A 22521-nucleotide genomic window follows, 5' to 3' on the forward strand; every position below is an offset into this window, starting at 1 on the left:
AGGTCTAGTAACTCATTCACATAGGTATCATTCTCCACTAGTTTCGGGTGTGCAAGTACAGCTATACCACCAGCACGATGAATCAAATCAATGGCTTGTTGAGGCTCATACTTTTCTTTTGGTACAAAGCAAGGACCTTTTGGGTTTAACATCGTATCAAAGGCTTCTCCTACGGTTTCCACATACCCATGAGCAATAAGTAATTGCGCAATATGAGGGCGTCCAAAGGACACTGCATCAGTGAATGTATTTACTAATTCCTCGTAGGAAATATCATAGCCTGCGTCCGCACATTTATCTACCATTTTATGAATTCTAGAGCGTCGCACTTCTTTAAAATGAGAAATATAATCCTGTAGTTCTGGATGCTCTAAGGAAAACTGATATCCCAACACATGAACTTCTTTTTCATGGTAATAGGTACTAAACTCGCAACCATGAAAGATTTGAATCCCTGTTCTATCATTTGTCGTCAATTGCGCATAGGCTCCTACTTCATCATGATCTGTAATAGAAATAGCTTGTAAACGCTTTTCCTTTGCTAATGCCACCAAATCTCTTGGCATATATGTACCATCTGATACATTCGTATGCATGTGGAAATCGACTAACATAGACTTTCCTTTCTTAACGATTTTGTTCTTTCATACGGCGCTGAATATCTCGTTTTGCATCACGTTCCGCCATATCTTGTCGTTTATCATAATTTTTCTTACCTGTTACAAGGCCAATAGTGACTTTAACATATCCATGACTATAGTGAAAGTTCAAGGGAATCAAAGAGTAACCTTTTTCTTTTACTTGCCCTAATAATTTATGAATCTCCCGTTTATGCATAAGCAATTTACGTGTCCGTTCTGGCTCATGATTAAATTGATTGCCTTGCTCGTATTTACTGATATGTACTTGGTATAAGAAAAGTTCACCATGTTCAATGCGGCAAAAACTATCTTTTAAATTGATGCGACCAGCTCGAATGGATTTCACTTCCGTTCCCGTAAGGGCAATCCCTGCTTCATAGGTTTCATGAATGTGAAAGTCATGCCTAGCTTTGCGATTATCTACAATTAATGCATTGTTATCTTTCGCCATTACCGTTTCCTCTGTTTCTTTCCTTTTTATGATTACTTTTTTTGTGTATCGTTTCATAAAATGCTGTTTTCTTTTTTGTATCCAACTTGCGTAGCATTCGCTCTACCGCTTTCGTGGTACCTGTCGTTTCTATTATATCATGAGTTTGTCTATCTCGACTTTTTCGTTTCTCTTCTCTTTGCTTCTTATAGGATTTTCTATTTCCCCGTTTCGGTTTTGAAAGTGACTCTTCACGACCTTGTCCTCGCCGTAAGTATCTATCGATGTATTCCACTTCACCAATGACAAAATCGATTTGGCGAAGCTCTGTATCAGCTTTAATCAATGTTACTGTCACCGGTGTACCTAAGTGATATTCCTTGCCACTTCGTCTACCATAGGCCATATAATGTGGCTCGTCAAAGACATAATGGTCATCATCCATTAAATTATACGGTACTAAACCATCTACCCCATTATTAAGTTCAATAAATAAACCAAAGGCAGTAATTGAACTTACATGTCCCTCGAAACTTTCACCAACATATTGCGCCATATACTGAACCTTTTTCATATCCAAAGTTTCTCGTTCTGCTTCTGTAGCAATTTGTTCACGCTCTGAGCAATGACTGGCACTATGTGTTAAATAGGACTCATCAGCAATCGGCGCGAGTCGTTTTGGTTTGCCTTCTAGGACATAGCGCAATAGTCGATGAATCATCAAATCTGGATAGCGACGGATAGGTGATGTAAAATGGGTGTACGTAGAAGAGGCCAGACCAAAGTGTCCCATATTCTCCGAGCTGTATTTTGCTTGTTGCATAGAACGAAGGACCATGATTTGTACCACAGGTTCAATCTCGGTATCAGCCACAGATTGTAATAACTCTTCAATATGCTTAGGCTCAACCTTAGGCGGCAGTTTTACAGGATATCCTGCATGGTGTAATACCGTAATAAGTTGTTCTAACTTCGTATCTTTTGGTTCTTCATGAATACGATACACAGAAGTATCTAACCGTTCACTAAGAAATGTAGCTACCGTTTCATTGGCTAATAACATACATTGTTCGATTAATTTTTCTGCAATGGTTCTATCTTTTCGTACGATTCGTTGCGGTATGCCTGTAGTATCTAAAAGAACCTTATATTCTGGGAATTCAAAACTTATGGCTCCTGCTTGTTGACGCATTTTCATTAATTGGTATGCCAATGTTTCTAGGGTCCGCACCATTGCCATGAGTGGTGCCAAATCATCAGGAATGATGTTTTCTTCTAAAGCTAAGTAGATTTCCTTATAGCTACAACGACGAGTGATATGAATAATGGATGGCTTTATGGAATAGCGCAACACTTTACCTTGAGGACTTACTTCCATAATACAGGACATGGCATAGCGATCTTCCTTGGCTTGTAAGGAACAAATACCGTTTGATAGTTCCACTGGTAACATAGGGATCACACGATCCACCAAATACACACTGGTGCCACGGCGGTATGCCTCTTGGTCAATGATTGATCCAGCTGGCACGTAATGGCTAACGTCTGCAATATGAACCCCTAATTCAATGTTGCCATTGTCCAATAATTTCGCATGCACAGCATCATCTAAATCCTTCGCATCTTCTCCATCGATGGTGATCATTTCTTGGTGGCGCAAATCTAAGCGGTCTGTATCATCAGTAACTGTGAAAGAAATCTTCCGGGCCTCTACTTGCACATCTTTTGGAAACTCTTTTGGCAAATTAAAGGTAGCCATCACTGACAAGACATCTAAATCTGGGGTAGAACTATCCCCTACAATTTCTACAATTTTTCCTTCTGCTTTACGATTTTCTTCTGGCCAAGCAGTTAATTCTACCACTACAGTAGCACCACTTCTAGCATCTAAAGTAGCTTCTAAAGGAATATAAATATCCTCACCTAATCGTTCATTATGAGGTGTAACAAATCCACTTGTTTTTAGACGCTCAAAAACACCTACTACACGATTCGTATTTCGAGTCACAATACGATGGATAATACCTTCAGCTTTTCTCTCACTAGTTCCTTTCCGTTTGATTATATATTCTACTTCATCATCATGCATGGCTGTGCCTGAGCATCCATTGGGAATGAATACATCTGGTAAGTGTCCCTCTGTAGGTATAACAAATCCAACCCCTTTTTTACTAGCTTTATAGATACCTAGTAATTTCCTATTTTCTGTTTTTTGATAGGTTGCATATTCACCATCTTTAATGCAAATAGAGCCTGCAGTTTCTAAATCATGTAAAACAGAAAAATATGCTTTAATTTCCTCATCTTTATAGCCCAAGATGAAAGGAACATCTTCTATATGATAAGATTCAGGCCATATATCTCTAAAAAATTGTAAGATTTCGTCTCTCATAGTACCTCAATATATCTATAAAAAAACCTACCATAGGGTAGGGTTTTTTGTGTATTAATAAGAACTTAACACTAAATCTAATGCTAAGCTAACCAAAATGAATAGTGTCGCTAACACAACTGTACACCGTGATAAGAATCCATCTACACCACGTTCTTTCCCACCGAATACGGAATCAGCTGCGCCAGAAACAGCACCACCCATACCTGCACTTTTACCGGTCTGTGCTACTACTACCACAATTAAAAGAATAGAAATAATAATTTCAACAACCATTAGAAAATCTCTCATGAATCTCTTCCTTTCTGTATTAACGGTTATGCCCGAAGTAAACTTCCATTTTTTTCTTTACTCGTTGCAATGCATTATCAATAGATTTTATAGAACGATGATGTTCTTCTGCCATTTCTTGGTAGGATTTGGCATCCATATATCCACGTAATACATCCCATTCTAGAGGGCTCAGAACAGCCTCCATCACTTCTTTAATAAGAGCGTATTGCTCTCTATTAATAACTACTTCCTCTGGGTCTAAATTTTTTTCTGTTTCCAGTACTTCTATTAAAGTTCGCTCTGAATCATCATAGGCTGGTTTATTTAAAGAGATATAGGAATTCAAAGGAATGTGCTTTTGACGACTAGCCCCTTTGATAGCAGAAATGATTTGTCTTGTAATACATAATTCAGCAAATGATTTAAAACTGACCTCACGGTCTCGATTATAGTCTCTCGTTGCTTTATACAAACCAATCATACCTTCTTGAATAATATCTTCTTTATCAGCACCCATTAAAAAATAGGACCTAGCTTTAGAGCGTACAAAATTTTTATATCGTTGAACAATATAATCAGTAGCAAAATGATTGTTTTCACGTTGATAGATATCAACAATCTCTTCATCAGATAATGATGAAAACCTATCAAACTCAGCTACTGTTTCTGTTTCATATGACATAGGATTCCTCCTGTGACTCTGTACTAGGAATGATATTTAATAGTATACACTATCTTTAAAAAAAAGTACATATTACATTTGACTTTCACAAGATATATCTATATAATTATAAGACAATAATTATGTATGGGGACGTAAAGGTTTCGACAGGTATGGATGTATCTTAGAAAGCGAGCTGGTGTCTCACTTGACCATAAAACAGTGAAACTTAAATTAAACGCAGAAGAAAATTTTGCATTAGCTGCATAAGCTACGTCACACCTTCTCTCGCCCGTGGAGAGGGATGTGGCGTCAAACTACGGGCTAGCTAGTTCTATCCGCTCAATTAGAGCTAGTTAAATCTCATGAGCTAGAATAGCTTAGGTTGTTGATGTCCAAACACTATTCGAAGTTAAAAACATCAACTGCGCTCGGAGAGGTCTAGGGGGCAACATGTTTGGACAGGGGTTCGACTCCCCTCGTCTCCACCACAATACAAAACAAGATAACCGCTTATTCATAAGTGTTCGCAGGTGTTCGCGAATGCGATGAATAAGCGGTTTTTTGTAATTAAAACGACTCATCAAGTTATCCTCGATGAGTCGTTCTCTCTTATTCTATGCAGTTCAATGTGTGCAATTAAATGCTATATCCATCTTTCAACAGACGAAGTAATCCTTGTACAGAGGTACTTACCTCATCAATTTTAAGAGTGCTTGTAGAACCATCTTTACGAATACGTAATTCTACTTCGCCAGATTCGATAGTATTTTTACTTACCGTGATGCGTACAGGATAGCCAATCAAATCTGCATCTTTAAATTTAACACCTGCACGGTCCTTACGATCATCCAATAGTACATCAACACCAGCTTGTTTCATCTCTTTATACAAGCGTTCGCTCACTTCCATCAAAGCATCATCTTTCGCATTAATTGGAACGATAACAACCTCGAATGGAGCGATCGCTACTGGCCAAATGATACCATTTTCATCATAACTTTGTTCAATAGCAGCTGCCAATGTACGTCCTACACCGATACCATAGCAACCCATTTGGAATGGAGTTGGACGGCCACCTTGGTTCAATACTGTGGCATTCATAGATTCAGAGTACTTCGTACCCAATTTAAATACTTGACCTACTTCGATACCTTTATCGATGCGAAGTTGACCACCGCATTTAGGGCATGGATCATCGAGAGTAATCAAACGAATTGGTGCCACAATGATATCATCTACATTGAAATCTCGGTTAGGATTGACATTGATATAATGCGCATCTGCTGTATTAGCACCACCACATACATTATGTAAGTTCATCACTGTTTCATCCACTACAATGGCAAACTCTTCTGATTGTGAAAGTCCCACTGGGCTAATGAATCCAGCTGTTAATCCTACACGTGCTAAGTCTTCTGGGGTTGCCATTTCTGGCTCAATGCCACCTTCTACAGCTCGTTGTACAGCGATTTCATTCACTTCATGGTCACCACGAACAATGGCAAGAATAACTTTACCTTCAATGTTGTAGACTACTGCTTTAATTGTTTTTTCCAATGGCAATTGTAACATATCGGCTACCGCTTGAATTGACTTAGCATCTGGTGTAGATACTGTTTCCAATGCTTTAGATTCTTCTGTATCCACTTCCAATGCTTTTGGTTGGCCAATTTCAATATTTGCAGCATAATCACATTTTGTGCAGTGGATAACATCTGCTTCGCCGGATTCCGCCAAAGCCATGAACTCAAAGCTACCGGAACCACCAATAGCACCATTATCTGCTTCTACTGGTTTACATGTTAAGCCACAACGTTTGAAAATTTTACTATATGCCTCATACATATCCCAAAAAGACTTGCTCATACCTTCTTCATCGATGTCAAAGGAATAGGCATCTTTCATGATAAACTCACGGCTACGCATCAATCCATAGCGTGGACGACGTTCATCGCGATATTTATTTTGAATTTGATATAAACTTAAAGGTAATTGACGATAGGAATTGACTTCTCCTCGAACTAGATTAGTTACCATTTCTTCATGAGTTGGTCCTAAGCAATATTCACGGCCATGACGATCAGAAATGCGCATCATTTCTGCGCCATACGCAGCCCAACGACCAGATTCTTCCCATAGTTCACTAGGTTGTAAGATTGGCATCATGATTTCTTGGCTATTGATAGCTTCCATTTCTTCACGAATGATTTCATTAATTTTATGAATACTGCGCCAAGCCAATGGTAAATAAGTATATAATCCACCTGCTACTTTACGAATAAAACCTGCACGCAACATTAACTGTTGGCTGATTACATCAGCATCGGAAGGCATTTCACGTAATGTCGGTGCATATAAGCGACTTGCTAACATAACATACTCCTTTATATTCTATATGATTCATACTCTTAATTATCTTCTAACGTTAAAAGATATTGATCGATTTCAGCAAATAAGGTATCTACCAACTCTTGTTCTGGTACAGTTTTTAATACTTTTCCTTTACGGAAAATAATACCTTGTCCTTTACCTCCTGCAATACCAAAATCAGCTTCTCGTGCTTCTCCAGGTCCATTTACTACACATCCCATAACAGCTACACGGATTGGGGCTTTTATAGCCTTCAAACGTTCTTCAACAATGTCTGCCATATTGAATAAATTGACTTGACATCTGCCACAGGTAGGACAAGAAATCATGGTCGCTCCAAAGGTACGAAGTTCCAAAGAACTTAAAATAGTTTTTGCTACCTCTACCTCATGGATTGGATCGCCCGTTAAGGACACACGAATGGTATCACCGATACCATCTGCTAAGAGTGTTCCAATACCGATAGAAGATTTAATCGTTCCTTGTTTGATAGTGCCAGCTTCTGTTACACCTAAATGCAATGGATATGGTATTTTGCTGGATAATTTGCGGTAAGCTTCAATCATCAAAGGTACATCTGTAGCTTTAATAGAAACTTTCATTTGATCATATTCTAAAGATTCTAAGATACGAATATGTTCTAAAGCGGTTTCCACCATACCATCAGCGGTAGGGTGTCCACCATGAGCGTCTAATACATGTTGTGGTAAGGATCCAGCATTGACACCTATACGAATAGGAATCAACTTCGGCTTAGCTTTTTCCACAACTTTTACCACATTATCGATACTACCGATATTTCCTGGATTAATGCGAAGCCCATCGATCCCACTATCAATAGCTTGTAGTGCTAAGCGATAGTCAAAATGAATATCCGCAATTAATGGAATCATGGCACGTTCTTTAATATCTTTGATGGCTTTTGCGGCTGCCATATCAGGAACAGCTAAACGAACTAGTTCACAACCAGCGGTAGCCAAGCGATTAATTTCTTCAATAGATTGCTCAACTTTTACAGGATTTGTAGTAATCATTGATTGGATGCTGACAGGTGCGTGATTCCCAATATGGACGGTACCCACTTGAATACCCTTTGTCGGTTTACGTTCTATCATAGTATACCTCTAAAATAGTCTTAGAATATCTTGGAATGTAGAATATACAAATACTAACAATAATAGGCCTACTCCAGTCATTTGAATGTATTGCAATGCCTTTTCTGGCAGTTTACGACCCGTAATACCTTCCAGAATCAACAACACCAAATGTCCACCATCTAGTACAGGAATTGGCAATAAATTGATTACGCCAAGATTTAAACTCAATAAGGCAGTGAATAACAGCAAACTGATAAAACCATGTTGTGCTACTTGCCCCGCCATTTGTGCTACACCGATAGGTCCAGCTACATCGCCTTTACTGTGCCCTGTTACAATATTCCATAAACCTTGTACCATATCAGCAAGAGTAGATCCAGTGTGTATTAATGCTTGCACTGCAGATTCACCAATACCGTACTCTTTTACTTCTAATACTGGATTGATTCCGATAACGGCTCTATCACCAGATTCACGAGGAATGACAGTGGTAGATATACTCTCACCATTTCTATCTAATGTAACAGATACTACATGATTACTATGACCTTTCAGAGACTCTGTAATATCTTTCCATTCTGTAATGGGTTGACCATTGATGGATACAATTTTATCTCCTTTTTGGATACCAGCTGTAGCTGCTGGATTTCCTGCTAAGGTATCTCCGATAATTGGTTCATGAGATGGAATTGTGGTGCCATGAAAGGCGAATACAAAAAAGTATATCACAATAGCCAACAAAAAATTAAATGTAGCACCTGCAGCGATCACGATAAATCGTTGCCATACAGGTTTGCTGTTGAACCCACGGTCACCTGCATCTTCAGAAGGATCCATACCAGCAATTTTGTTGAATCCACCTAATGGCAAAAGACGTAAAGAGTAAAGTGTTTCTCCTTTTTGTTTTTGTATAACATTAGGACCAATGCCGATAGCAAATTCATCAACACGCATGCCGCAGGCTTTCGCCGTTAGAAAATGTCCTAATTCGTGAATCATAACAATCACACCGAATACAAAGACAGCTCCTAAAATTGTAATTAACATGCACTTCTCCTTTGTATTTCTTTAGTAGCTTCTTGTCTAGCCCACGCATCCATGGCCAGTACATCATCAATAGATGTAGGTACACCATTGTTCATGCGTTCAATAACGGTTGAAACTACTTCATATATATGTCCATAGGTAATTCGTTCATTCAGTAAGGCATACACCGCCATTTCATTGGCTGCATTGAATACAGCAGGTGCATAACCACCTTCTTTTCCCACTGTGAAAGCGAGCCGTAAGGCAGGAAAATCATCCCACCTAGGTGCCATAAACTGAAGATCTAAACCCTTAGTAAAATCTAAATGTTCCATTTGTAATGGATATCGTTTTGGATAGGTCATCGCATATTGGATAGGCTCACGCATATCTGGATTCCCTAATTGTGCCAAAATAGCTCCATCTTTCATTTGAATCATAGAGTGTACAATACTTTGTGGATGTACCACTACATCAATATGATTGTAATCAAAGTCAAAAAGCCAATGGGCTTCAATAACCTCTAGGCCTTTATTAAATAAAGTAGCGGAATCAATAGTAATTTTATTTCCCATATTCCATGTTGGGTGCGCTAAACAATCTTTTACTGTTGCCCCATATAAATCGTCTGACTTCCAGTGACGTAAGGCACCACCTGAAGCTGTGATGATTAATTTTTCTACATTACTTCTATCTTGCCCTTCCAAACATTGAAAGATAGCACTATGTTCACTATCAATTGGTAAAATTGAAACACCATTGTCTTGGGCAGCTTTTGTAATTAAAGATCCACAAGCCACTAAAGTTTCTTTATTAGCAAGGCCAATCGTTTTTCGTGCACGAATCGCAGCCATGGTAGGTTCAATGCCTGCAGCACCAACTACGGCAGTGACTACCATCATAGCTTCTGGCAAAGTTGCCGCTACAGATAAGGCTTCTTTACCACCAATAATTTCTGTGGGTCCATCATAGCGTTCTCTTAATTGTATATATGCCTTTTCATCTACAACACCAGCCATAATTGGCTTAAATTCGGCAATTTGTTGCTCTAGTAAATCAATATTTCCATGTGTTACTAACGCTACTGCTTGGAATTGATCTGGATGTTGACGAATCACATCTAAAGTTTGTGTTCCTATAGACCCCGTGGAGCCTAAGATACTTATAGCTTTCATAAAGGTCTCCCTACAATTAAATCATTACAGCATAAGAATGTATGCCAATACTAATGGTGCAGCAAACAATAGACTATCAAAACGATCTAATACGCCACCGTGACCAGGTAATAATGTACCAGAATCTTTTTTATTTGCCTCACGTTTTAATTTTGATTCAAATAAATCTCCTAGCGGTGCCAATATCCCAACAATGATACCTATGCCAACACCAAAATTCAGCGGTAATCCTAAGGAAAGAGATCCAATCCACCCTGTTAAAATACAGCCGATGAAACCTCCAATAAAACCTTCCAACGTTTTATTAGGACTAATAGTTGGTACAATTTTTCGTTTTCCAAAAGAACGGCCTACAAAATAAGCAAATGTATCACTAGCCCAAATAGCTATCAACAGAAGCCAAATAACAGCCGTACCGAATCCTTCTTGTCCTGCATAATAGCTGGTATTTTCATAGATTCTATTATCACGCAACACCATCAATGCAATAAAGCCACTGGTAACATACAATAAACTACTAATAGTAGATTGCACTGTTGAAAGAGTTCTTTTCCCGTTGCAGAAGGTGTATTCAATGACCATAGCTAACATCACCAAAATTCCTAAGAATAAAGCTAATGGGTAGCTACCAAACACCAAGGAACCGCATACAAGGGCTATATAAAGCAGACCCCACTGTGGTAATAGACGCCGTTTCATATGACGAAATAAGCTAACACATTCTACCCAACCGATGACAGCTAACACGGACATCACAAGATTAAAAAATAGGCCCCCATAGGTGATGGCAACCGCCAGCAAGACAACGCCAATCAAAGCTGTGATGAGACGGGTTTTTAACATATTATTTCTCCTCTTTTAAACCACCAAATCTACGCTCACGTTGTTGGTATGCCAAGATGGCTTCTTCCAACACTTGTGGCGTAAAATCTGGCCAATGTAAAGGGGTAAACCAGAACTCTGCATAAGCAATTTGCCATAACAAGAAATTACTAATTCGTGCATCATTACTTGGTCGAATCAGTAAATCCACACGGTCAAATTCTTTTGTATCTAAGTAGGAAGAAATCAATGTTTCTGAAATATCTTCCTCATTGATAACGCCCTTTGCAACATCTTGGACAATCTGTTTTGTAGCTCTTGTAAGTTCGTCACGTCCCCCATAGTTGATTGCTAATTGCAGTGTGATTCCCTTATTATCTTGTGTTAATTTCTCAGATTCTTTGATGATTCCTTGTAACTCTTCAGATAACTTGGTTATATCTCCCACAAAACGAATGCGCACACCTTCCGCATGCATACGTTTTACATTTGAAAGTAAATACTCTTTAATAAGACCCATTAACAGGCTGACTTCTTCTTCTGGTCGTTTCCAGTTTTCAGTGGAAAAACCATAGACAGTCAATGCTCTCACACCAAATCCTTGGGCTGCTTTCACAATATCCTTTAATACTTCCGCACCTGCGCGATGACCCATACTCCGTGGCATGCCTTTACGCTTTGCCCATCTACCGTTACCGTCCATGATAATGGCAATATGTTCTGGAATATTCGTTGGATCTATAGTCGGTCTCTCTTGATGTTTACTTTTCTTCCATAAGTTTTTTAGCATATTGTACCTCATTCGACTGCGCCACATGACTGGCTACCATAGGATGAAAGAGAACTATCTCCCATGCGCCTTCTTTTACTATGACACGGCCTACATAACATTCTTCGGAAGAAATGGAAAAGAACCGATTATAGTTCTTTTCTATTTTTGTAGTAAAAGGGATAGAGGCAGCCTGCAAAAGAGACTGTGCAAGCTGCCATGGAAATCCCAAAATAGATGTATGCTCCATTAGACAGACATAACATCCTTTTCTTTTATATCGCGAAGTTCATCAATTAATTTAATTTTTTTGTCAGTCAATTTTTGAACTTGTTCTTGTCCATCTTTTGACACATCTTCAGTAATTGTTTTCGCTTTTTCTTCTTTTTTGATTGCATCATTAGCATCACGACGAATGTTACGGACTGCAACTTTAGCGTCTTCTGCTTTTTTGCTTACTACTTTTACTAATTCTTTACGGCGTTCTTCTGTCAATTGAGGGATAGCCAAACGAATAGCCTCACCATCATTATTAGGGTTTAATCCTAAATCAGATGTTAAAATAGCTTTTTCAATAGCACCAATCATAGTTTTATCCCATGGAGCGATTAAAATCATGCGAGGATCTGGAGCAGATACATTTGCCACTTGATTAACGGGTGTTGGTGCACCATAGTAATCTACCATAACGGAATCCAATAAAGATGTATGTGCACGACCTGTGCGTACATTAGCAAATTCATGTTTTAAGGATTCAATTGTTTTGTCCATGCGCGCTTCTTCGCGGCTAATAATTTCTTTAATTTCCATAGTGTTCACCTTTTATTTTACGATAGTACCGATGGCTTCTCCCTTAGCAGCACGTGTGATGTTACCAGGAATATCCATGCTAAATACAACGATAGGAATATGATTATCTTTACATAATGTAGTTGATGTAGCATCCATTACTTTCAATTCTTTGCTGATTACATCCATGTATGTCAATTCATCGAATTTTACAGCATTTGGATTTGTTTTAGGGTCGGAATCGTATACGCCATCAGCAAATTTTTTCGCCATTAAAATAGCATCTGCTTCGATTTCAGCAGCACGCAAAGCAGCTGTTGTATCTGTAGAGAAGTATGGATTACCCGTACCTGCTGCAAAGATAACAATACGACCTTTTTCTAAGTGACGAATAGCACGACGACGAATGTATGGTTCTGCTACTTCTTGCATTTCAATCGCTGTTTGAACACGAGTTGCTACGCCTGCATTTTCAAGAGCATCTTGTAATGCAATAGCATTCATCACTGTTGCAATCATACCCATATAATCAGCAGATGCACGATCCATACCTTTAGCACTACCGGATAGACCACGCCAAATATTTCCACCACCTACAACGATAGCAATTTCAATACCACTTTCTTTGGAAAGTGCGGCAATTTCTTGTGCCAATGGTTCTACCACTTGTGGGTTAATGCCAAATCCTTGATCACCTGCTAAGGCCTCACCGCTAAGTTTTAATACGATGCGTTTAAATTTACGTTCACTCATGTCCTTCTCCTTATGACTTTTCTAACAAATAATTCAAAAATAAGAGAACACTTGCGGTGTTCTCTTATCTCCGTACTTATTTACCTACAGTAGCCATAACTTCTGCAACGAAATCGTCTTGTTTCTTTTCGATACCTTCGCCTAAAGCATAGCGAACATAACGACGTACGTTAATGTTTTCACCGATTTTAGCGATTGCTTCATTGATCATAGCTTGTACAGTTTTTTCACCGTCTTTAATGAAAACTTGTTCTAATAGGCAGTTTTCTTTATAGAATTTTTCAACGCGGCCAGCTACCATTTTTTCAAGAACTGCTTCTGGTTTTGGTTTACGGCCAGCTTTAACGTCTTCTTCAGCTTCTACTTTAGCTTGTTCCATCAATACAGCTTTTTCGTGTTCGATTATATTAGCTGGAACATCTTCACGTTTTAAGTATGTTGGGTTAGCTGCTGCAATTTGCATTGCTACATCTTTACAAAGAGCTTGGAAATCATCAGTTTTAGCAACGAAGTCTGTTTCACAGTTTACTTCTACTAATACGCCGATACGTCCACCACCATGAATGTAAGATGCTACTACACCTTCAGCTGCAATACGACCAGCTTTTTTAGCTGCCGCTGCTAAGCCTTTTTCACGAAGAAAGTCAACTGCTTTTTGGATATCGCCATCAACTTCTACCAATGCTTTTTTAGCATCCATCATACCTGCGCCAGTCATGTCGCGCAATTCTTTTACTAAAGCTGCTGTAATTTGAGCCATGATTTTTCCTCCTATAAATAATTAAGGTAAGACCTTAGCCTTACCTTAATTTTACATCGTTATTACTTATTTATCAATTAAGACTATGTCTGTATATATTGTTAAATAATCTTACAGATTCTTAAGCTTCTTCGGAAGCAGTTTCTGTACCGAAAGCGTCTTGTTCACCTTGACGACCTTCTAAAATAGCGTCAGCCATTTTACCAGCTAATAATTTAACTGCACGAATAGCATCATCATTTGCTGGGATAGGGAAATCAACTTCGTCTGGATCACAGTTAGTGTCCACAGTAGCTACTACAGGAATACCTAATTTTTTAGCTTCTGCGATAGCGATTTTTTCTTTTTAGGGTCAATTACGAAAAGTGCACCTGGCATTTCTGGCATATCTTTAATACCGCCAAGATATTTTTCTAATTTTTCCCATTCATGACGAAGACGAATTACTTCTTTTTTAGGAAGAACTTCGAATGTTCCATCTTCAGCCATTTTTTCTAATTGTTTTAAGCGTTTAATACGAGCTTCGATAGTTTTGAAATTAGTCAACATACCGCCCAACCAACGTTCGTTAACGAAGTACATATTAGCACGAAGAGCTTCTTCTTTTACAGCTTCTTGAGCTTGTTTTTTAGTACCTACGAAAAGGATTGTTTTGCCTTCTTGAGCTACTTCACGTAAGAAATCATACGCTTCTTCTACTTTTTTTACAGTTTTTTGAAGGTCAATGATATAAATACCATTACGTTCAGTGAAGATGAATTTAGCCATTTTAGGATTCCATCTTCTTGTTTGATGTCCAAAGTGAACACCAGCTTCTAATAATTGTTTAAGTGATACTACTGCCATGTTGGCACCTCCTGTTAAAAAACCTCCGCAACTCTCATCCCTCAGCAAACGCGAAATTGCGCACAGAACTGATAGTCTAGTTGCGTGTGTATTCATACTTAGTTAGTATAGCACAAACTGTTGGGTGAAAGCAAGGGGAAATCATGCATCATATCTATATCCCCTAGTAGTTATTAATTACTTATTAGAACACGGCTGTCAATGTGCTATTAATAATCCCAACCGAATAAGTGGAAGAGTTTATCTTTAATTTGTTCTTCTTCAGAATTAGGGACATAGTTTCCAAGATATACACCTTCTATATTAGAAATAGTAAAATGCCCAGCATATCCTTTCCAAATTAAATTCCCATGGATATCATAATAGGATGGGTCAATTGAAAACTCTCTCCTCGAATAATCCAATGTTTTATTAACTCCATATGCTAATGGTAAATATTCCACTGTTACCACATCTGGACTAACGTCTCCCTCGCTACCTAACCACTGTGATCCAATAGGGGTAAATTCACGTTTAAATACACCATATACTACTCGATTTTGAGCTTCTCCATCAGCACGCACTTTTGTTCTATCCACATATGTTTTATAGTATTTATTTTCGGAAAGTAAAATCCAGCGTTCTCCTGCTTGAGGTAATTGTAACTTTCCATCAGATTGTTTTGTCACCTGGGTATCACCATCAGGAACTCCCAAAGCATTATCTAATTTCTTTAACGTTTTACTTAACCAACTAGCTTCTACTGTAGCAGTACCTGTATTCACTGCAAATACGCTAGCTAATACAAGAGCGATTGCTGTTCTTTTTCTCATAGCACACCTCACATAAATAACTAAAATACATATATGTTATTACTATCATACATCATAATATCTGGACTAATCAACTATTTCACATGATATTTCCTATGTATTTTTTACTTTTATCTCTAAATAATGATAACTATATAAAGCGTATAGATTGTAGTTTATCCGTAATATATTTTGATCGGTTAGATTCATCCATTCACATTCTCTATATAACAAAACAACCAACTCCTACCCAAGAGTTGGCTGTTTCGTTTCTCATTTATAATATATCGATTTTCTCTCCCTCTAAGGCTTTGTTGATGCTCCGTACGGCGCAAAATTTTCCGCACATACTGCAAGCTTCTTTATGTCCTTCTTCTGGGGCACGACTTTCACGGATGCGACGTGCTTTTTCAGGATCTAGTGCTACTGCATATTGTGCTTCCCAATCGAGTTTTTGGCGTGCCTCTGCCATGCGGTCATCGCGATCTCGTGCATTCGGAATCCCTTTTGCAATATCTGCGGCATGGGCTGCGATTTTGAAAGCCATAATGCCTTCTTTCACATCGTTTTCATCAGGTAACGCTAAGTGTTCCGCTGGTGTTACATAGCAAAGGAAGGCTGCCCCATGCATGGCTGCCACAGCACCACCAATGGCAGCTGTAATATGGTCATAGCCTGGTGCAATATCTGTTACCAATGGACCTAATACGTAGAACGGGGCCCCATCGCAGATCGTTTGTTGCACTTCCATATTGGCTTGCACTTGATTCAATGGTACATGACCAGGACCTTCCACTAACACTTGTACACCACGTTCGCGAGCTCGTTTTGTCAACTCCCCAAGTCGAACAAGTTCTTCAATTTGACAGATATCTGTAGCATCTGCTAAGCAACCAGGACGGCAGGCGTCGCCAAGAGAAATGGTCATGTCATATTCTGCACAAATGTCCAAGATTTCATCATAGTATTCATAGAAAGGATTTTCTTGACCTGTCATAGACATCCAAGCAAAGACTAAACTACCACCACGACTAACAATATTTAATTTCCGTTTGTGATGTTTAATTTGCTCTATTGTATGTTGTGTAATACCACAATGCAAGGTAACAAAATCTACACCATCTTCTGCATGAAAACGTATGGTAGAAATAAAGTCTTCAGCTGTCAATTCTCCTAAATCTTTTTGATGATGGATAACGCTATCATAGATTGGCACAGTACCAATCATAACGGGACATTCCTTTGTCAATAGACGGCGAAATACCTTTGTATCACCATGTGTAGACAAGTCCATAATAGATTCAGCCCCTAATGCTACTGCATGATGAACTTTTTTCATCTCTTCTTCGTAGTCTGTGCAATCTTTAGATGTCCCTAAGTTCACATTGATTTTTGTACGTAACTTCTGTCCGATTCCTTCTGGTTGTAAAGCCGTGTGATGCTTGTTGCATGGAATCGTTACATGTCCTTTTGCTACTAGGTCTCGTAATACTTCAACATCCATGTTTTCTTTTTCTGCTACCACTTTCATCGCGTCGGTAACAATGCCTTTTTGGGCTGCTTGCATTTGTGTGTAAAACATAAAAAGCTCCTTTCATTACAAAGGAGCCTATTTGGGGTACTCTATACACAAAAAGGTATCGACATTACATCGATACCCACATATGTCAGCGTGCTTCCTACGCGGGCATGATCCCGATCAGGTCAAAAGGTCAGGTACTTCAAAGTCCTTTCTCAGCCTATTACATAGGCTCCCTTGCAATTCTAAAATATTTACTTACTTATAGTATATCATGGAATGGTGGAATCTTATAGGAAATTATTCTTCCTCATCCATGATGGCATTATGATACACATCTTGTACATCGTCCAAGTCTTCCAGCATGTCTAGTACTCGTTGCATATTCACTGCATCATCACCGGTTAATTCCATATTTGTATCTGGAACCATTGTGATCTGTGCCATATCTGTGGCGATGGATGCTTCTGCTAGGGCAGCTTCTACGGCATCGTAATCATCTGGCAATGTGTAGATAACGAATACATCGTCTTCTACTTTAATGTCTTCTGCGCCAGCATCAAGAGCCAATAATGTCAATGTTTCTTCATCATTGCCTTCTTGTGGAATCACGAATACACCTTTGCGTTTGAACATCCAGTTAACGGAGCCACTTTCACCTAGGTTACCGCCACGTTTGGAGAAGGCATGACGCACATCAGCTGCTGCACGGTTACGGTTATCTGTCATCACTTCTACAAGGATGGCAGCACCGCCTGGGCCGTATCCTTCATAGGTAATTTCTTCGTAGTTGTTCGCATCCCCTGCACCGGCACCTTTATCGATGGCACGTTGAATATTATCCTTAGGAATGTTATTTTCACGAGCTTTTTGCAACGCCAATTTCAAGCGCATATTACCTGTTGGATCTGTACCACCAGCTTTCACAGCTACTGTGATTTCACGACTAATTTTTGTAGTAACTTTTGCTTTCAACGCATCATTTTTACCTTTTCTATGTTTAATATTTGACCATTTAGAATGTCCTGACATTGTGTCCTCCTATTTATTCCACCACGCTTCGCCTCGCAAGCGGTCTAATATAATTGATACGGCACTACGAACTGAAAGGTGATTGTACTCACCATGTCCATAGATGGGTTCTAAGATATAATCGAAATCTTCCATTGTTTCTTTCGTCATACCATACCCCGTTCCAAATAATACTACCACAGGACGGCTCTCACTTTCAAGTGATTTACGGAGCGATGCATAGGTAATGGTATTATCATAGGTCCGTGCATCCGTAGTACACACGATTGGCGTCTGTCCTTCTAATTCCGTCACCATATCGATGGCTTGTCGAATGGAATTGACAAGTTCCACATGTTTGAACGCATCCTTTCGATCCGGATTGTAGGTACTGCCAAATCCCGTTTTCCAATGACTCATCACGGTTTCTGCCAATTCACGTTGGCTCGGTACATTGTGAATAATGAAATACCGTTCCACATCGTAGGTTGTAGATGCTCTGGCAATATCATGGATATCATAGTTCGTGATGGCCGTCGTGATCACCTCACCATGTTTATTCATAATGGGATAATGAACGAGGCCGATATATAAATTCGCCATTTATTTCCTCTTTTCCTCTGTGAAAGTAGACTGTTCTATCAGTTTTGAAAGTACTTGTTGTTCCTCTTCAGAATCCACTCTATCTAATAATCGTTTCAGAGCCTTAAGCTCATCTACAGTTAACTCTCGTTGCAACAAATCATGTCTCAGTAAAGCAGTACGTTTCAATGACTCTTCGAGTCGCCATTCTGCGATATTTTTATGATGACCACTTAATAATATATCTGGCACCATCATACCTCTGTATGTTTGGGGTTTCGTATATTGAGGGCATTCAAGTACTGGATGATAAAAAGAATCTTCTATAGCTCCTGAGGTAGCTCCTAAAACACCGGGAATCATGCGAGCCACTGCGTCAGCTACCACCATGGCTGGTAGTTCACCGCCAGTTAACACATAATCTCCAATAGATATAGTTTCATCCACTAAGTGTTCTTCCACTCGATAATCTACCCCTTCGTAGTGTCCACAGACAATGACAAGTTGATCATAGGTGGCCAATTCCCTTGCTTTTTCTTGTGTAAATGGTCTCCCTGTAGGCCCCATAAACACAACATGGCGTTTGTGACTCTCCTTTGTACAACGATGTTCTTCTATGGGAATCTGCAACACATGCTCTACAGCCTCAAAGAGAGGAGGTGCTTTCATGAGCATGCCAGCGCCACCTCCATAAGGAGTATCGTCCACTTGACCATGCTTGCTATGAGAAAATTCTCGTGGATTTGTCACTTTCATTTCTAATCGATTTGCCTGTAAGGCACGTTTGATGATGGAATGTGTAAAAAAGGCATCAAAAAACTCTGGGAATAGCGATATAATATCTATTTTCATGGACTATGCACCTCCTTTCTAGTCAATACAATACTATATAACAAATTAATTCTATTCAGACTTATGCTACTTATTTATAAAGTGTAACTATGTACTACCAATCTATAGGTACTCTTGTATAATTAACATGGTTGTAATAATAACATCGTGTTATACATAAATTCCGACTAATAGATATAATTTCTTACACGTTAATTATACTATTTGTCACCGTCATATGAGATAACAATCGATCTGTTTCATCAAAGATATTAATCGTCCATACATGATTTCGACCACCTTTGTGTAATAATTGACCACGTGCTACCACATATCCTTCACATCGTTTCGGTTTTACATGATTAGCCGTTATCGATTGACCTACAGCTACTTTTCGTTTAGCCGAATCTAAGTCCACACTTTTATTGCTCGATGTTGATTCTTGTGCCAATATAGCATTAGATGCCATGCCTGCTAATACTTCTCCATAGGCTAAATACACGCCACCGTTAACGAATCCAAAGGGTTGCGCATGAAACGATGAAAGCTTCATAGTACTTTGAAAGGCCTGTTCAGTACAGTGAAATGTCTCTATCTGTAATTGTTCTAATAAAGAGGTTTCCTTCATACTATGTCCTTTCTACTGTGTGAATCAAGTCTTGTCGCAATATTTTTCCCATACTATTTTTAGGTAATGCATCAAAATATATCATTCGTTTCGGTACTTTATACTTCGCTAAACGACTGAGTAGATATTCTGATATATCTTCTTCGGAATGGTTTGTTACCACGCACAAGACAGGCACTTGTCCCCATTTACGATCCGATACAGGGATGACGGCACATTCCAGAATACCATTCATTCCATATAGGACATCTTCGATTTCCTTAGGGTAAATATTCTCGCCCCCAGAAATGATGATGTCTTTTCTGCGGTTCAAAAGATATAAAAATCCATCGTCATCTACGTAGCCAATATCATCTGTATTGAAAGCGCCGTGAATCGGCTCTTTATTAAGGTATCCTTTCATCAGCATCGGCGATGAAAGCCACACTTCTCCTACACCTTCTTCATCAGGATTACGAATTTCAATAGTAACACCCTGTAAAGGATAACCCACAGAGGCTAATTTATTTGGATGCTCCTGTATACTAAAGGTAGTACTTTGAGCAAAAGTTTCTGACATGCCGTACGTCTTATAGACTGGTAGATTTCGTTGTACGCACTCTTGTAACAGTGGCATAGGAATAAACTCACCACCTAGTAAGATAGCCCGTAAAGTTGGTGCTTGTATGCGTTCTACTATGCGTTGTAACACTGTGGGCACCAAAGATACCATGGTCACATCTTCTGTTTCCAATGCCTCTAGTACGACTTGTTCCGAGAACTTTTCACGAATTATGGCTCTTGTGCCATTATACAAAGTACGCAAAATAATAGATAAGCCGCTGACATGGAACATAGGGAGCACTACAAGCCAATTGTCATGTTCCTCCACACCAAGCACATTCGCAGAAGCTTTCACATGAGCCTCTATCTGTAACCACCGTACAGGGACTGATTTGAATTTGCCTGTTGTAGCACTAGTGTTGATAATACAAAATACTTTTTCATCAGAGGGATTCCAGTCTAGATTTTCGTCATTATGCATAGGAGAAATAGCCTTGAAATCAGTGTCTATACATGTAGAAAAGCACAAATCCTGTCGGTCCACATGATTATGGCTATGCTCACAAGTAGAAACATCTGTGATCTCTATGTCATCGGCTACCTTCTGTGCTCGCAATATGTGTGTCATTTTTTCTGACATCAATAAGGTGCGAACTCCTGTACTTTCCATCTGTTCTATTATTTCTCGGTTAGTCAGATTCGTATTCAGCAACACTGTTTCTATACCCAATGCAGATAGAGCAAATAGGTGTATCGCCATGGATACTGAATTTTCAGCCCATAAAGCAATACGACTCTCCCCTCGAAGATGAGGAGCGAGTCGTTTTGCTGTAGCTATTGTTAGAGTAAACACATCACCATAAGAATATTTATTTAAGAAAAGCCTATCTCTATGGGTGTGTGCTCGTTCATATAACCACTTCATAGCCTAATCCATTAAGGGAATTTAGGGAACTGTTTGAAATTAGGTTTACGTTTTTCTTTAAATGCATCGCGACCTTCTTTACCTTCATCAGTTGTGTAGAACAATAAAGTCGCATCCCCTGCAAATTGTTGTAACCCAGCTAAACCATCTGTATCTGCATTGAAGGAAGCTTTCAAGAAACGAAGTGCCATTGGAGATAATTGAAGAATTTCTTCACACCATTTCACTGTTTCTGCTTCTAATTGATCAAATGGTACTACTGTATTTACAAGCCCCATGTCTAAGGCTTCTTTTGCGGAATATTGACGGCATAAGAACCAGATTTCACGAGCTTTTTTATGGCCTACTAAACGCGCTAAGTATCCAGCACCGTAACCAGCATCAAAAGAACCTACACGAGGACCTGTTTGACCGAATTTTGCATTTTCAGAGGCAATAGAAAGGTCGCATACGATGTGTAATACATGACCACCACCAATAGCAAAACCGTTAACCATAGCAATAACAGGTTTTGGAGTAATACGGATTAAATGTTGTAAATCCAACACGTTAAGACGAGGAATCTTGTCATCCCCAACATAACCGCCATCTCCACGAACACGTTGGTCACCACCAGAACAGAATGCTTCTTTATCTTCTCCTTGACCATGATTAGCACCAGTCAAGATGATAACGCCCACTTCTGCATCTTCACGAGCAATGGTAAACGCATCGATTAATTCCATCACTGTTTTGGGACGGAATGCATTACGCACTTCTGGACGATTAATTGTAATTTTAGCAATCCCATTATATGTTTCATAAATTACATCTTCGTAATTACGATCTAATACTTTCCAATCGAATTGACTCATAGTTACCTCCAAAATGATTAGCTATTGTCT

General features: G+C 39.1%; 23 protein-coding genes, 1 other RNA gene, 1 pseudogene and 1 riboswitch. Of the genes and pseudogenes, 1 reads left to right on the top strand and 24 read right to left on the bottom strand.

The window, feature by feature from the left end; translation table 11 throughout:
• From HMPREF9200_RS00005 to sigH, 5 genes are all read right to left on the bottom strand, one after another.
• On the bottom strand, positions 1-614 hold a 614-nt coding region (locus tag HMPREF9200_RS00005; RefSeq protein ID WP_009352738.1), incomplete at its 3' end, for a PHP domain-containing protein.
• Between the two features lie 13 nt (positions 615-627).
• Complete coding sequence (gene smpB, locus HMPREF9200_RS00010; RefSeq protein ID WP_009352740.1) at positions 628-1092, bottom strand: SsrA-binding protein SmpB; 465 nt, start codon at positions 1090-1092, stop codon at positions 628-630.
• Positions 1079-3463: a ribonuclease R gene (gene rnr, locus HMPREF9200_RS00015; RefSeq protein WP_009352749.1), complete on the bottom strand. Its 2385-nt coding sequence runs from the start codon at positions 3461-3463 to the stop codon at positions 1079-1081. The genes smpB and rnr overlap by 14 nt, the downstream gene beginning before the upstream one ends.
• A 54-nt stretch (positions 3464-3517) precedes the next feature.
• Entirely contained in the window at positions 3518-3754 is a 237-nt protein-coding gene (secG, locus tag HMPREF9200_RS00020) for a preprotein translocase subunit SecG (RefSeq protein ID WP_038144301.1), read from the bottom strand.
• 19 nt (positions 3755-3773) lie between these two features.
• Positions 3774-4418, bottom strand: coding sequence for an RNA polymerase sporulation sigma factor SigH (gene sigH, locus HMPREF9200_RS00025; RefSeq protein WP_009352745.1), 645 nt, complete (start codon positions 4416-4418; stop codon positions 3774-3776).
• Between the two features lie 128 nt (positions 4419-4546).
• Here sigH and ssrA point away from each other — a divergent pair.
• Positions 4547-4888, top strand: a transfer-messenger RNA (tmRNA) gene (gene ssrA / locus HMPREF9200_RS08220).
• 148 nt (positions 4889-5036) lie between these two features.
• Here the strand turns inward: ssrA and HMPREF9200_RS00030 are convergent.
• The 19 genes and pseudogenes from HMPREF9200_RS00030 to menB form a co-directional block, all read right to left on the bottom strand.
• Positions 5037-6773, bottom strand: a complete 1737-nt coding sequence (locus HMPREF9200_RS00030) for a proline--tRNA ligase (protein ID WP_009352743.1) — start codon at positions 6771-6773, stop codon at positions 5037-5039.
• A 35-nt stretch (positions 6774-6808) separates the two neighbouring features.
• Positions 6809-7885, bottom strand: coding sequence for a flavodoxin-dependent (E)-4-hydroxy-3-methylbut-2-enyl-diphosphate synthase (ispG, locus tag HMPREF9200_RS00035; protein WP_009352744.1), 1077 nt, complete (start codon positions 7883-7885; stop codon positions 6809-6811).
• Between the two features lie 9 nt (positions 7886-7894).
• Positions 7895-8914: an RIP metalloprotease RseP gene (rseP, locus tag HMPREF9200_RS00040; RefSeq protein ID WP_009352762.1), complete on the bottom strand. Its 1020-nt coding sequence runs from the start codon at positions 8912-8914 to the stop codon at positions 7895-7897.
• Positions 8908-10068, bottom strand: coding sequence for a 1-deoxy-D-xylulose-5-phosphate reductoisomerase (locus HMPREF9200_RS00045; RefSeq protein ID WP_009352754.1), 1161 nt, complete (start codon positions 10066-10068; stop codon positions 8908-8910). Before HMPREF9200_RS00045 ends, rseP begins: the two co-directional genes overlap by 7 nt.
• Before the next feature lie 24 nt (positions 10069-10092).
• Complete coding sequence (locus HMPREF9200_RS00050) at positions 10093-10911, bottom strand: phosphatidate cytidylyltransferase (protein WP_009352757.1); 819 nt, start codon at positions 10909-10911, stop codon at positions 10093-10095.
• Position 10912: 1 nt separating this feature from the next.
• On the bottom strand, positions 10913-11680 hold the full coding sequence (locus tag HMPREF9200_RS00055; RefSeq protein WP_009352748.1) for an isoprenyl transferase: 768 nt from the start codon (positions 11678-11680) through the stop codon (positions 10913-10915).
• Positions 11652-11909 carry a hypothetical protein gene (locus HMPREF9200_RS00060; protein WP_009352768.1) on the bottom strand — a complete coding sequence of 86 codons (258 nt, stop codon included), beginning with the start codon at positions 11907-11909 and terminating at the stop codon, positions 11652-11654. Before HMPREF9200_RS00060 ends, HMPREF9200_RS00055 begins: the two co-directional genes overlap by 29 nt.
• Positions 11909-12469 (bottom strand): ribosome recycling factor, encoded by a 561-nt coding sequence (frr, locus tag HMPREF9200_RS00065; RefSeq protein WP_009352764.1) that lies wholly within the window; start codon positions 12467-12469, stop codon positions 11909-11911. Before frr ends, HMPREF9200_RS00060 begins: the two co-directional genes overlap by 1 nt.
• 12 nt (positions 12470-12481) lie before the next feature.
• Positions 12482-13201: a UMP kinase gene (gene pyrH / locus HMPREF9200_RS00070; RefSeq protein ID WP_009352746.1), complete on the bottom strand. Its 720-nt coding sequence runs from the start codon at positions 13199-13201 to the stop codon at positions 12482-12484.
• A 76-nt stretch (positions 13202-13277) separates the two neighbouring features.
• Positions 13278-13961: a translation elongation factor Ts gene (tsf, locus tag HMPREF9200_RS00075; RefSeq protein WP_009352758.1), complete on the bottom strand. Its 684-nt coding sequence runs from the start codon at positions 13959-13961 to the stop codon at positions 13278-13280.
• A gap of 121 nt (positions 13962-14082) precedes the next feature.
• Positions 14083-14807, bottom strand: a pseudogene (gene rpsB, locus HMPREF9200_RS00080) (30S ribosomal protein S2).
• Positions 14808-15016: 209 nt separating this feature from the next.
• A complete protein-coding gene (locus HMPREF9200_RS00085) occupies positions 15017-15619 on the bottom strand; it encodes a hypothetical protein (protein WP_009352739.1) in 603 nt (200 codons plus the stop codon).
• Positions 15620-15875: 256 nt separating this feature from the next.
• Positions 15876-17180, bottom strand: coding sequence for a phosphomethylpyrimidine synthase ThiC (gene thiC, locus HMPREF9200_RS00090; protein WP_009352752.1), 1305 nt, complete (start codon positions 17178-17180; stop codon positions 15876-15878).
• A 77-nt stretch (positions 17181-17257) separates the two neighbouring features.
• Positions 17258-17366: riboswitch (TPP riboswitch) on the bottom strand.
• A gap of 51 nt (positions 17367-17417) precedes the next feature.
• Positions 17418-18149 (bottom strand): YebC/PmpR family DNA-binding transcriptional regulator, encoded by a 732-nt coding sequence (locus HMPREF9200_RS00095; RefSeq protein WP_009352742.1) that lies wholly within the window; start codon positions 18147-18149, stop codon positions 17418-17420.
• 9 nt (positions 18150-18158) lie between these two features.
• Positions 18159-18731: an RNA methyltransferase gene (locus tag HMPREF9200_RS00100; protein ID WP_009352767.1), complete on the bottom strand. Its 573-nt coding sequence runs from the start codon at positions 18729-18731 to the stop codon at positions 18159-18161.
• On the bottom strand, positions 18732-19562 hold the full coding sequence (trmD, locus tag HMPREF9200_RS00105; RefSeq protein WP_009352763.1) for a tRNA (guanosine(37)-N1)-methyltransferase TrmD: 831 nt from the start codon (positions 19560-19562) through the stop codon (positions 18732-18734).
• A gap of 184 nt (positions 19563-19746) precedes the next feature.
• The gene (locus HMPREF9200_RS00110; RefSeq protein ID WP_009352760.1) at positions 19747-20169 is read right to left on the bottom strand and encodes a PaaI family thioesterase; all 423 of its coding nucleotides are present in this window, start codon (positions 20167-20169) and stop codon (positions 19747-19749) included.
• A gap of 1 nt (position 20170) precedes the next feature.
• Positions 20171-21637, bottom strand: a complete 1467-nt coding sequence (gene menE, locus HMPREF9200_RS00115; protein WP_009352751.1) for an o-succinylbenzoate--CoA ligase — start codon at positions 21635-21637, stop codon at positions 20171-20173.
• An 11-nt stretch (positions 21638-21648) separates the two neighbouring features.
• The gene (gene menB, locus HMPREF9200_RS00120) at positions 21649-22491 is read right to left on the bottom strand and encodes a 1,4-dihydroxy-2-naphthoyl-CoA synthase (protein WP_009352753.1); all 843 of its coding nucleotides are present in this window, start codon (positions 22489-22491) and stop codon (positions 21649-21651) included.
• Positions 22492-22521 lie beyond the last annotated feature (30 nt).

The sequence above is a fragment of the Veillonella sp. oral taxon 780 str. F0422 genome (genome assembly GCF_000221605.1).
Lineage (GTDB): Bacteria > Bacillota > Negativicutes > Veillonellales > Veillonellaceae > F0422.